The organism is Pseudomonas sp. 9AZ, from assembly GCF_902506525.1.
GTDB classification, from domain to species: Bacteria; Pseudomonadota; Gammaproteobacteria; order Pseudomonadales; family Pseudomonadaceae; genus Aquipseudomonas; species Aquipseudomonas peli.
Genome location: NZ_LR733840.1, coordinates 1,332,883 through 1,345,525, shown reverse-complemented (window position 1 = coordinate 1,345,525; position 12,643 = coordinate 1,332,883). Strand labels below are relative to the sequence as shown.

Here is a 12,643-nt window from a genome sequence, read left to right as displayed (position 1 = left end):
TCTTCAGTCTGGCAGGCAAGTGCCCGTGCCACCCAGGCCGCAATAGCCGCCGGGATTCTTCGCCAGGTACTGCTGGTGATAGGCCTCAGCGTAGTAGAACGGTGGCGCCTCGCGTACTTCGGTGGTGATAGCGCCGTAACCATTTTTGCTTAATTCTGCCTGGAATTTGGCCTGGCTGCTTTGCGCTGCGGCCAGTTGTTCGGCGCCGTAGCAGTAGATCGCCGAACGGTACTGGCTGCCCGTGTCGTTACCCTGGCGCATGCCTTGGGTCGGGTTGTGCGCCTCCCAGAACACTTTCAGCAATGCGGCGTAGCTGGTGACCTGCGGATCGAATACCACCAGCACGACTTCGGTATGGCCGGTCAGGCCTGAGCAGGTTTCGTCATAGGTTGGGTTCGGCGTATGGCCGCCGGCATAGCCGACCGCCGTGCTCCACACACCCGGCTGCTGCCAGAAGCGCCGTTCCGCGCCCCAGAAGCAGCCCATGGCGAATACCGCTTGCTCAAGGCCATCAGGAAATGGCCCCTGCAGCGCATTGCCATTGACGAAATGCGCAGTCGGCACCTTCATCGCGTCTGTCCGGCCCGGCAGGGCCTGTTCGGCGGTGGGCAGTTCGAGTTTGTGGGCGAGAATTTGCGAACGCAGAACCATGAGCCATTTCCTCAGCAGAAGCATGTGTGTCATAGACCGTTATAAGGCGGGCTTGTTACAGCCGGCTAGCCTTTGTTTGGATAGCGCTTAAGCCTTTCCAGCAGGTCGCGACCGGCGATGGGTTTGTCGAACAGGTAGCCTTGGCCGATGTCGCACTGCTGGCGGCGCAGAAAGTTCAGCTGTGCAGGTGTTTCAATGCCCTCGGCTACCACCTTGAGTTTCAGGTTATGTGCCATGGCGATCACCGCTGAGGTGATTTCCATGTCGTCCTGATTCTCCGGGATGTCCTTGATAAAGCTGCGATCAATCTTGATCACATCAATGGGGAATTTCTTCAGGTAGCTGAGTGAAGAATAACCGGTGCCGAAGTCGTCCATGGCCAGGGTCAGGCCCAGGCTTTTCAGGCGACTGAGCTGATGGCGGGTGTCGTCAGTGGCTTCCAGCAGCAGGCTCTCGGTCAACTCCAGTTCGAGCAGGGCCGGGTCGAGTTGTTCTTCATGCAGGATGGCGGCGATTTCACCCACCAGGTCTGGGTCGGAGAACTGTTTGGGCGACAGGTTGATGGCCATCTGCAGCGGCGCATTGCCGACGGCGATCAGTTGTTTGCTCATGCGGCACGCCTGGCGCGTGACCCATTTGCCGATGGGGATGATCAGGCCGGTTTCTTCCGCCACGCTGATAAATCTGTCCGGGCTGATCATGCCCTTGTCTGGGTGATTCCAGCGCAGCAGCGCTTCCAAGCCCAGCAGTCGACCCCGCTTCAGGCACAGCTTGGGTTGGTAGAACACCTCCAGCTCGTTCTGCATCAGCGCACGGCGCAGGTTGCTCTCTACGAACAGCTTGTCGTGCGCTTCGGCATTCAGTGCGTCAGTAAACACCTGCAGCTGATTTTTGCCGTTGGCTTTGGCTTTATGCAGCGCCAAACCGGTGTGTTTCATTAAGGTCTGCGGGTCATCACCGTGTTCGGGCGCGCAGCCCAGGCCGATGGAACCGGTGACGTTGATCAGCTGGTTGTCGACGAACAGTGGCTTGTCCAACGTCTGCAGCAGCTTTTGCGCCACCAGTTGACTGTCGGCCTGGTTGAGGTCGAGTAACACGGCAAATTCGTTGCTGGCAAAGCGGGCCAATACGTTGCTGGGGTGCAGGGTGTTACGCAAGCGGCGCGCCAGGCTGACCAGCAGTTTGTCGCCCGTCTGGTGGCCGAGGCTGTCGTTGATCCGTTTGAAGTTGTCGATATCCACCAGCAGTAGGCTGATCGGTTTGCCGGGGTGCGCGCTGAAGTGATCTTCCAGCGAGCGGATAAAGGCGTAGCGGTTGCCAAGGCCGGTGAGGTTGTCGCGAAAGGCCAGGCGCTCAATATGCTGCTGCGCCTGCTTGCTTGCCGTCACGTCTTCGTAGATGCCGATGTAGTGGGTCAGGCTGCCATCGTCGGCATAGACTTTGGACAACGACAGTTGCCCCCAGTAGGGGTCGAGATTTTTCCGGCGGCTCTTGAATTCACCCAGCCAGCTGTTCTGTTCGGCCAGACTGGAGCGGGCGTCAAACAGCAGGTCGCTGAGGTTTTCCAATGCCGGTATTTCGGACAGGCGGCGCCCCTGGACTTCGCTGGCGCTGTACAGGGTAATGGCGGTAAAGCTCGGGTTTACGTACTCCACGAGGCCATCACGGTCGAGCAAGATAAAGGCGCTTGAGCTTTGCTCGACGGCGCGTTGAAACAGGTACAACGCGTTGGTTGCAGAACGGCGTTGCTGGTTAGTCAGCACCTGAGCGTATTGATCGGCCAGTTCGCCAGCAAAGGCAATTTCGTCAGCCTGCCAAGTGCGTGGCGAGCCGCAATGTTCCAGGCACAGCACGCCCACCACTTCACCGGCGATGCGGATGCTGGCATCGAGCATCGCTGCGATACCCATGGGTTTCAGGTAGCTGTTGCTCAGCTCGCGGGTACGTGGGTCCTGGTAGGCATCATGGGCGTCCAGCGCCCGGCCGCTGTGCAACGCTTGCAGGTAGGCGGGGTAGGGGCTGGCGTCGATGTCGGGTTGCTCGACATGCCGGCCCTGATCCTGTTGATACAGGGCCACCGCTTGCAGCATGTGTTGATTGAGGTTCCAGATGCCGACGCGGCTGACCCCATACAACTCACAGGCGCTTTTACTGATCAGTTCGGCGGCTTCACGCAAGGGGTTGCTGTCGCCGTAATGATGGCGCGCGAGGGTGACGATCAACTGTTGCTGGGCTTGTGTACGTTGCTGCTGCGCCTGCAACTCGGCCTGGCTGCGCTGGTACAGCTCGAGGGTTTGTGGCGACGGAGCGCTCTGCTCGTTCATCACCAGCAGGTAGCCGCGTAGCAGGTGTCGGCCGCGTTGCTTGAAGGCTTCGCCCACCTCCATCAGCGTCAGGCTGCCGCGCGGGGTGTGTAGGCAGTACTGCACGCTGTAGTGCCGACGCTCGGCCAGCTGCTGCGCAATGTTGTCGTGGAGCTGGTGGCGAACAGCGGGTTCCATCAGGCTGGCGTAGGGCGCATCGAGCAGGGAGCAGAGCTCATGGGCCGGCAAACCGAACTGTTGTTCGCAGCCTGAATCGAGGTACAGCAGGGCCCAGCTCGCTTCATTCAAGCGCTCGAAACGCAGTAGGCCAAGGCGCGAAGGCACTGGCAACTGCGTCACAACCTCGGCCGCTAAACGACTTGCGGCATCGGGATGGCTTTTCATTCGGTGGCTGGCTTCCAGTATGCTGATCGAAGCGGTAATCGACTCACTTCATTTATAGCGTCGGGTAAGGGTGCATCATGCAATTGCGACTGACAAGAAAACTAATATCCGCAGTGCTGCTGAGCAGCTGTATGGTCACCTCGACAGCGTTCGCCGCTGAGCCTGACACGGGTTTGAGCAGTGCCGAACAGGGCAATTATCTGCTCGAATTGAAACGCCTTTATCTGACCGAGAATGACCGCCAAGCGCTGCTGGCACATTGCAATGATCTGCTTAAAACCTACGCCCTGCGCGCCGCTTATCAGGTCGGCCAGGCGCAGCGTCAGGACCTGTTGTATCAGCTGCGTCAGGGCGAGTCCGGCGAGCTGCTGCTACGTGAAGAAACCCGTGGCCAGCAGGGTACCGATATTGCCGTGCGCAACCAGCGGGTGCCGCTATTTGGCGTCGACCCTTTCGTGCGTTACGAATGCCCGAGCAGCGGCATCAGTTGCGTACTGCACAACCCCAACGACGGCAGCCCAATGCTGACCATCGTGCGCGATCACAAGGGCGCTGCCGAACTGGCCAAGGCCCTGAGTTTTCTGATCCGTAATCTGCAGAAAGGCTGATCGCCTCCCATTGTTCCACTGCTGGCTTAAATCTAAAAAAAACCCCGCCTAACAGGGCGGGGTCGAGGGTACGAGCGTGGCTGCTCGAAAGTTGATGCGTTACAGCAGCATGGTGCGGATGTCCGCCAGTACGTCACCCAGGCGCTTGGTGAAGCGCGCCGCAGCGGCGCCGTTGATCACCCGGTGGTCGTAGGACAGCGACAGCGGCAGCATCAGCTTGGGCTGGAAGGCTTTGCCATCCCAGACCGGCTGGATGGTGGCCTTGCTGACACCGAGAATCGCCACTTCCGGCGCGTTGACGATCGGCGTAAAACCGGTGCCGCCAATATGCCCGAGGCTGGAGATGGTGAAGCAGGCGCCCTGCATATCGTCGGCTGACAGCTTCTTGGTGCGGGCCTTTTCCGCCAGCACGGCGGCTTCGGCGGCGAGCTGCAGCAGGCTCTTCTGATCGACGTTCTTGATCACCGGTACCAGCAGGCCATCCGGGGTGTCGACGGCAAAGCCGATGTGCACGTATTTCTTGCGGATGATCGCTTTGCCGCTCGGCGCCAGCGAGCTGTTGAAGTCCGGCAGTTCCTTGAGCAGGAAGGCGCAGGCCTTGAGCAGCAGCGGCAGCACGGTGAGTTTGACCCCAGCCTTTTCTGCCACGGCTTTCTGCGCGACGCGGAAGGCTTCCAGCTCGGTGATATCAGCCGAATCGAATTGGGTCACGTGCGGTACGTTGAGCCAGCTGCGATGCAGGTTGTTGGCGCCGACCTGCATCAGGCGGGTCATCGCCACTTCTTCGATTTCACCAAACTTGCTGAAGTCCACCACCGGGATCGGCGGGATACCGGCACCACCGGTTGCGCCAGCGGCTGGGGCTTCCTTGGCCTTCTGCATCATGGTTTTGACGTAAGCCTGCACATCCTCTTTGAGCACACGGCCTTTCGGCCCGGTGCCCGGTACGGCGGACAGCTCGACGCCGAACTCGCGTGCCAGCTGACGCACAGCCGGGCCCGCATGCACCTTGGCGCCGTCACGCTTGGGGGCAGCGGCAACGCTGGCGGCAGCGGCTGCCAGCGAGGCAATTGCGCTGACTTCGGCGGCGACCGCCGGGTGCGCGCCTTCTGGCACCTTGTGCACATCACTGGCGTGTGCAACGGCGGGTGCAGTGGCCGGTGCTGGCGCTGCGGCTGCTGCTGGAGCCGCAGCGGCGCCGGCCACTTTCAGCTTGAGGATGAAATCACCGGTGCCGACTTCGTCTTCCAGTTTGACGCTGATGCTTTCCACCACGCCGGCAGCCGGCGAGGGGATTTCCATGCTGGCCTTGTCCGACTCCAGGGTGATCAGCGACTGATCGGCTTCGACGCTATCGCCGACCTTGATCAGAATCTCGATGACCTTGGCTTTGCCGTCCGAGCCGATGTCCGGCACATGCACGTCCTGCACGCTGCTGCTGGCCTGCGCGACTGGCGCAGGTGCAGCAGCTGCTTTAGGTGCTTCTGCCGGTGCTGCGGTCGGCGCCGCGGGTGCTGTTTCGGCAGCGCCTTCGGCTTCCAGCTCAAACAGTTCGTCGCCTTCTTTCAGGCGGTCGCCCAGCTTTACTTTCAGACTTTTCACCACGCCGCCTTTCGGCGCGGGGATTTCCATGCTGGCCTTGTCCGACTCCAGGGTCAGCACGCTCTGATCGGCTTCGATGCGATCACCGACCTTGACCATCAGTTCGATTACTTCACCCTCACCACCACCGATGTCGGGTACGCGAATCAATTCACTCATCGTTTCGCTCCTTAGCAGTCCAGTGGGTTGAGTTTTTCCGGGTTGATGCCGAACTTGACGATGGCCTCGGCCACCACCTTCGGTTCGATATCACCACGGTCGGCGAGTGCTTCCAGGGCAGCCAGAACAACCCAGTTGCGGTCCACTTCGAAGAAGTGGCGCAGCTTCTTGCGGCTGTCGCTGCGGCCGAAGCCGTCGGTGCCCAGCACCTTGAATTCCTTGCTCGGCACCCACTGGCGAATCTGTTCGGCGAACAGCTTCATATAGTCGGTGGAGGCAATCACCGGGCCTTTGCGGCCGCTCAGGCACTCTTCCACGTAGGTCTGCTTGGGCTTCTGGCCCGGGTGCAAGCGGTTGCTGCGTTCCACGGCCAGGCCGTCACGGCGCAGTTCGTTGAAGCTGGTAACGCTCCATACATCTGCAGCGACGTTGAACTCGTCACGCAGGATCTTCGCCGCTTCGCGTACTTCACGCAGGATGGTGCCGGAGCCGAGGAGCTGCACGTGGTGCGCGGCTTCCTTCTTGTCCTCTTCGAGCAGGTACATGCCCTTGATGATGCCGTCCTCGATACCCGCCGGCATCGCCGGCTGCTGGTAGGACTCGTTCATCACGGTGATGTAATAGAAGACGTCCTGTTGCTCTTCGGTCATCTTCTTCATGCCGTCCTGGATGATCACCGCCAGCTCGTAGCCGTAGGTCGGATCATAGGTGCGGCAGTTGGGGATGGTCGCTGCCAGCATGTGGCTGTGACCGTCCTCGTGCTGCAGGCCTTCGCCGTTCAGCGTGGTACGACCGGCGGTGCCGCCGATCAAAAAGCCTCGGGTGCGGCTGTCGCCAGCGGCCCAGGCCAGGTCACCAATACGCTGGAAACCGAACATCGAATAGAAGATGTAGAACGGCAGCATCGGCTGGTTGTGGCTGCTGTACGAAGTACCGGCCGCAATAAACGAGCTCATGGCGCCAGCTTCGTTGATGCCTTCTTCAAGAATCTGGCCCTTTTTGTCCTCGCGGTAGAACATCACCTGGTCTTTATCCACCGGCTCATAGAGCTGGCCGACCGAGGAGTAGATACCGAGCTGGCGGAACATGCCTTCCATACCGAAGGTACGCGCTTCGTCCGGGATGATCGGGACGATACGAGAGCCGATATCTTTGTCCTTGACCAGCTGCGCGAGGATGCGCACGAAAGCCATGGTGGTGGAGATTTCACGGTCGCCCGAGCCGTCGAGGATGGCCTTGAGGGTGTCCAGCGGCGGCGTTGGGATGCTGAAGCTCTTGGCGCGGCGTTGTGGCACGAAACCGCCGAGGGCGGCGCGGCGCTCGCTCAGGTAACGGGCTTCGGCGCTGCCTTCTTCCGGCTTGAGGAACGGAAGGTTTTCCAGCTCGTCATCTTTAACCGGGATGTCAAAGCGGTCGCGGAACTGCTTGAGGCTGTCGACATCGACCTTCTTGGTGTTGTGCGCGGTGTTCTTGGCTTCACCGGCACCGGTGCCATAACCCTTGACGGTCTTGGCCAGAATTACGGTCGGCTGCTCTTTGTGGTTGACCGCCTGGTGATAGGCCGCATAGACCTTGTACGGGTCGTGACCGCCACGGTTGAGCTTCCAGATCTCGTCGTCGGACAGATCGGCCACCATCGCCTTGAGTTCCGGCGAGTTGAAGAAGTGCTCACGGACGAACGCGCCGTCCTTGGCCTTGTAGTTCTGGTATTCGCCGTCGATGACTTCGTCCATTCGGCGCTGCAGGATGCCGTCGACGTCCTTGGCCAATAGTGGGTCCCAGAAGCGGCCCCAGACCACCTTGTTGACGTTCCAGCCACCGCCACGGAACACGCCTTCGAGTTCCTGGATGATCTTGCCGTTACCGCGTACCGGGCCGTCGAGGCGCTGCAGGTTGCAGTTGATGACGAAGATCAGGTTGTCCAGCTTCTCGCGGCCAGCCAGGGAGATCGCGCCGAGGGATTCCGGCTCGTCGCACTCGCCGTCGCCCATAAAGCACCAGACCTTCTGCTTGCCGGCCGGGATAAAGCCGCGGGCTTCCAGGTACTTCATAAAGCGTGCCTGGTAGATCGCCTGTATCGGGCCCAGACCCATGGAAACAGTCGGGAACTGCCAGAAGTCGGGCATCAACCAGGGGTGCGGATAGGACGACAGGCCTTGGCCATCGACTTCCTGGCGGAAGTTGTTCATCTGCTCTTCAGTGATGCGGCCTTCCATAAAGGCGCGAGCATAAACGCCAGGCGATGCGTGGCCCTGGAAGAAGATCAGGTCGCCGCCGTGCTCCTCGGTGGGAGCCTGGAAGAAGTAGTTGAAGCCGATGTCATACAGCGTTGCCGAGGAGGCGAAGCTGGAGATGTGGCCGCCCAGGTCCGAGTCTTTCAGGTTGGTGCGCATTACCATGGCCAACGCGTTCCAGCGCACCAGCGAGCGAATGCGGCGTTCCATAAACAGGTCGCCAGGCATGCGTGCTTCGTGGGTCAGCGGGATGGTGTTGCGGTAGGGCGTGGTGATCGCATACGGCAGCTGTGAACCACTGCGGGTGGCCAGCTCGCCCATACGGGTCATCAGGTAATGTGCGCGGTCTTCGCCTTCGTTATCGAGGACGGACTCAAGGGCGTCCAGCCATTCCTGGGTTTCGACGGGATCGAGGTCTTGCATGGCTTGCTCCAGGGCGGAAAGGCTTCCAGAATCGGAGGCCAGGTTTCGTGGCCGACTTCGTGAGTGGCCGCGTGAATTCTTGGATTGACCGGGGGTAGGACCGGCTGTGTGTAGTTTTACTACATTCCGACGCCGATTTCAGCCTTTTGGATACAATCTTTGGTAGTAAAACTACAATTATTTTTCTGCCAGTGATTCGACCCGCTCTAGCGCTGGGTGTGCCATCCATGGTCGCTGCACTGACAGACCGCTAAAAAGGATAGACCATGAGCCTGCCCGCGCTGGCCTCTTTGCCTGCTGCCTTGTCCCCCCTCGCACTGCGTGCCGAACAGTCCTTACAGCACGTATTTGCCGAGCTTTCCAGTGAGGCGGCAGCGGCTTTCGCAGGTTGGCCGCGCGCGCGAGTGGAGGCGTTGCAGCGTGTGGGCGCTGCCAGTGATTTCGTGGTGCAGCAGGGCCTGCGCGACCCGCAGATGCTGCTCGATCTGGCCGCCAGTGGTGAGCTGGAACGCAGCCTCGGGGCGGGCGAGTTGCGCGGGCAATTGGCGCTGGCGTTGGAAGCGTGCGCCGATGACGACGAACTGGGGCGGCGCTTGCGGCGCTACCGCAATCGTCAGCAGCTGCGGATTATCTGGCGCGATATCAGTCGCCAGGCGGATTTGATCGAAACCTGCCGCGACCTTTCCGATCTGGCCGATGCCTGTATCGATCTGGCCTATCAGTGGCTGTATCCACGGCATTGCACGCAGTTCGGCACGCCCATCGGCCGGCGCAGCGGCCAGGCGCAGCATATGGTCATCCTCGGCATGGGCAAGCTGGGCGCCCATGAGCTGAACCTGTCCTCGGACATCGATCTGATCTTCGGCTACCCCGAAGGCGGCGAAACCGAAGGGGTGAAACGCCCGCTGGATAATCAGGAGTTCTTTATCCGTCTCGGTCAGAAGCTGATCAAGGCGCTGGATGTGATCACGGTGGAGGGATTCGTCTTCCGCACCGATATGCGTCTGCGCCCTTACGGCTCCTCCGGGTCGCTGGTGTTCAGCTTTAACGCGCTGGAGCAGTACTACCAGGACCAGGGCCGCGACTGGGAACGCTACGCGATGATCAAGGCGCGGGTGGTCGGTGGTGACCAAGCCGCTGGCGCGCAGTTGCTGGAGATGCTGCGGCCCTTCGTTTACCGGCGTTATCTGGATTTCTCGGCGATTGAAGCGCTGCGTGCGATGAAGCAGCTGATCCAGCAGGAAGTGCGGCGCAAGGGCATGGCGGAGAACATTAAGCTGGGCTCGGGTGGCATTCGCGAAGTGGAGTTTATCGCCCAGGCTTTCCAACTTATTCACGGCGGTCGCGACCTTAGCCTGCAGCAGCGCTCGTTGTTTGCCGTGCTGAATACCCTGCGCGATCAGGGTTACCTGCCGCCGGCGGTGACTGACGAGCTGCGTGACGGTTATGCCTTCCTGCGTTATGCCGAGCACGCGCTGCAGGCCATTGATGACCGGCAGACGCAGATGCTTCCGGAAAGCGATCAGGACCGCGCGCGGGTGGCCTTTATCATGGGCTTCGACAGCTGGCAGGCGTTCCACGAGCAGCTGATGCACTGGCGCGACCGGGTTGACTGGCACTTCCGTCAGGTGATCGCTGACCCCGATGAAAATGAGGGTGGCGCGCCGGTCGAAGAGGCCGTGGGCTGCGAGTGGTTGCCGCTCTGGGAAGACATGCAGGACGAGGAGGCTGCCTGCCGGCAGTTGGCGGAAGCCGGCTTTGTCGATGCGCAGTCGGCCCTGCAGCGTTTGGCCGGCCTGCGCAGCGGCAATCAGGTACGCGCCATGCAGCGCCTCGGTCGCGAGCGCCTGGATGCCTTTATTCCGCGGCTGCTGGCGCAAGCGGTGGAGCATGAAAATCCGGATTTGGTGCTGGAGCGCGTACTGCCGTTGATCGAAGCCGTGGCGCGGCGTTCGGCCTACCTGGTGCTGCTAACGGAAAACCCCAGCGCGTTGCAGCGTTTGCTGACGCTGTGCGCCGCCAGCCCGTGGATCGCCGAACAGATCACCCGCTTTCCGCTGCTGCTGGATGAGCTACTTAATGAAGGGCGGCTATTCAAGCCGCCACTGGCACCGGAACTGGCCGCCGAGCTGCGCGAGCGCTTGATGCGTATTCCAGAGGAAGACTTGGAGCAGCAGATGGAGGCGCTGCGCCACTTCAAACTGGCGCATCGCCTGCGCGTGGCTGCCTCGGAAATTGCCGGCACTCTGCCGCTGATGAAGGTCAGCGACTACCTGACCTGGCTGGCCGAGGCGATTCTCGATCAGGTGCTGGCCCTGGCCTGGCGCCATACGGTGAGCAAATACGGCGCGCCGCGTCGCGCCGATGGCAGCGTCTGCGATCCGGATTTCGTCATCGTCGGCTACGGCAAGGTCGGCGGCATCGAGCTAGGCCATGGCTCGGACCTCGACCTGGTTTTTATCCACGATGGCGACCCGCATGCGGAAACCGATGGCGAAAAGTCCATCGACGGCGCGCAGTTCTTCAATCGTCTGGGTCAGCGCATCATTCACCTGCTGACCACGCAGACCAACTCCGGCCAGCTCTACGAAGTCGACATGCGCCTGCGCCCGTCCGGTGCGGCAGGTCTACTGGTCAGCTCGTTGGGCGCCTTCGAGCGCTACCAGCAGGGCGAGGCTTGGACCTGGGAGCATCAGGCGCTGGTGCGGGCACGGGTGTTGGTCGGTTGTGCGCGGGTTGGCAAAGCGTTCGAGGCAGTGCGCGCTGGCGTATTGGGCCGCGAGCGCGACCTGGCCACCCTGCGCACTGAAGTCAGCGAGATGCGCGCGAAGATGCGCGACAACCTCGGCAGCAAGGCCACGGCGGCCGGTACCGCGGCGAATGCCTTCGAAGCCACGGCGCCGTTCGACCTCAAGCAGGACGCCGGAGGTATCGTCGATATTGAATTTATGGTGCAATACGCGGCCCTGGCCTGGTCGCGCCAGTACCCGGAATTGCTTGAGTTCACTGACAATATTCGCATTCTGGAAGGGCTGGAGCGGGTCGGCTTGCTACCGGGCGAAGATGCCCGCTTGCTGCAGGATATCTACAAGGCCTACCGCTCGGCGGCGCACCGCCAGGCCCTGCAAAAGCAGCCAGGGGTGGTTAGCGGTGATCAGTTTGCCGAAGAGCGACGCACGGTGATGCGCATTTGGCAGGAACTGGGTTTGAACTGAATTTGAAGAGGTCGGGCGCTTAAGGTGGCCGGCCAAATGCTGTACTAATCGAATGTGAGGAGCAGGCAACTATGTCGATGGCCGATCGTGATGGCGTGATCTGGTATGACGGCGAGCTGGTGCCGTGGCGCAACGCGACCACCCACGTGCTGACCCATACCCTGCACTACGGCATGGGCGTGTTTGAAGGCGTGCGCGCCTACAACACCCCGCAAGGCACGGCGATCTTCCGCCTGCAAGCGCACACCGACCGCCTGTTCGACTCGGCCCACATCATGGGCATGAAGATTCCGTTCAGCAAAGACGAAATCAACGAAGCCACCCGCGCTGCCGTGCGTGAGAACAACCTGGAAAGCGCCTACATCCGCCCGATGGTGTTCTACGGATCTGAAGCCATGGGCCTGCGCGCCAGTGGTCTGAAAACCCAGGTGATCGTCGCAGCCTGGAGCTGGGGCGCCTATATGGGTGACGAAGCCCTGCAGGTTGGCATCAAGGTGCGTACCAGCTCCTTCACCCGCCACCACGTCAACATCTCGATGACCCGCGCCAAGGCCAACGGCAACTACATCAACTCGATGCTGGCCCTGCAGGAAGCCATCTCCGGTGGTGCCGACGAGGCCATGCTGCTGGATCCGGAAGGCTACGTGGCTGAGGGCTCGGGCGAGAATATCTTCCTGGTCAAAAACGGTGTGATCTACACCCCGGAAGTGACTTCCTGCCTCAATGGCATCACCCGTAACACCATTCTGACCCTGGCAGCCGAACACGGCCTGGACGTGGTCGAGAAGCGCATTACCCGCGATGAGGTGTATATCGCCGATGAAGCCTTCTTTACCGGCACCGCCGCCGAAGTGACGCCGATCCGTGAGGTCGATGGCCGGCAGATCGGTGCAGGTCGTCGCGGGCCGATCACCGAGAAGCTGCAAACCGCTTATTTTGATCTGGTGACGGGTAAAACCGATGCCCACGCTGAGTGGCGTACGCTGGTCAAATAACTGCCTCGCATGGGCTGGATGCTGCTGCATTCGGCCCGCAGGCTAGGC

7 protein-coding genes are annotated in these 12,643 nt (G+C 61.0%); 3 read left to right on the top strand and 4 right to left on the bottom strand.

All coding sequences use genetic code 11. The features are described 5' to 3' along the window. Window positions 1-3: 3 nt before the first annotated feature. Together msrA and ALTER154_RS06340 are read right to left on the bottom strand one after the other, a co-directional pair. Entirely contained in the window at window positions 4-651 is a 648-nt protein-coding gene (gene msrA / locus ALTER154_RS06345) for a peptide-methionine (S)-S-oxide reductase MsrA (RefSeq protein WP_160085715.1), read from the bottom strand. 65 nt (window positions 652-716) lie between these two features. Next, the gene (locus ALTER154_RS06340; protein WP_160085714.1) at window positions 717-3,359 is read right to left on the bottom strand and encodes a bifunctional diguanylate cyclase/phosphodiesterase; all 2,643 of its coding nucleotides are present in this window, start codon (window positions 3,357-3,359) and stop codon (window positions 717-719) included. Window positions 3,360-3,490: 131 nt separating this feature from the next. On the opposite strand from ALTER154_RS06340, the gene ALTER154_RS06335 reads away from it, so the two are divergent. Beyond that, entirely contained in the window at window positions 3,491-3,967 is a 477-nt protein-coding gene (locus tag ALTER154_RS06335) for a hypothetical protein (protein WP_244152843.1), read from the top strand. Window positions 3,968-4,066: 99 nt separating this feature from the next. On the opposite strand, the gene aceF is transcribed toward ALTER154_RS06335, so the two are convergent. Then, window positions 4,067-5,728 (bottom strand): dihydrolipoyllysine-residue acetyltransferase, encoded by a 1,662-nt coding sequence (aceF, locus tag ALTER154_RS06330; protein WP_160085713.1) that lies wholly within the window; start codon window positions 5,726-5,728, stop codon window positions 4,067-4,069. A gap of 11 nt (window positions 5,729-5,739) precedes the next feature. Further along, on the bottom strand, window positions 5,740-8,385 hold the full coding sequence (gene aceE / locus ALTER154_RS06325) for a pyruvate dehydrogenase (acetyl-transferring), homodimeric type (RefSeq protein ID WP_160085712.1): 2,646 nt from the start codon (window positions 8,383-8,385) through the stop codon (window positions 5,740-5,742). Between the two features lie 266 nt (window positions 8,386-8,651). Between aceE and glnE the strand changes: the two genes are divergently transcribed. Both glnE and ilvE read left to right on the top strand, forming a co-directional pair. Next, window positions 8,652-11,600 (top strand): bifunctional [glutamate--ammonia ligase]-adenylyl-L-tyrosine phosphorylase/[glutamate--ammonia-ligase] adenylyltransferase, encoded by a 2,949-nt coding sequence (glnE, locus tag ALTER154_RS06320; RefSeq protein WP_160085711.1) that lies wholly within the window; start codon window positions 8,652-8,654, stop codon window positions 11,598-11,600. A gap of 71 nt (window positions 11,601-11,671) precedes the next feature. Then, on the top strand, window positions 11,672-12,595 hold the full coding sequence (ilvE, locus tag ALTER154_RS06315) for a branched-chain-amino-acid transaminase (protein WP_160085710.1): 924 nt from the start codon (window positions 11,672-11,674) through the stop codon (window positions 12,593-12,595). The last annotated feature ends 48 nt before the right edge of the window (window positions 12,596-12,643 follow it).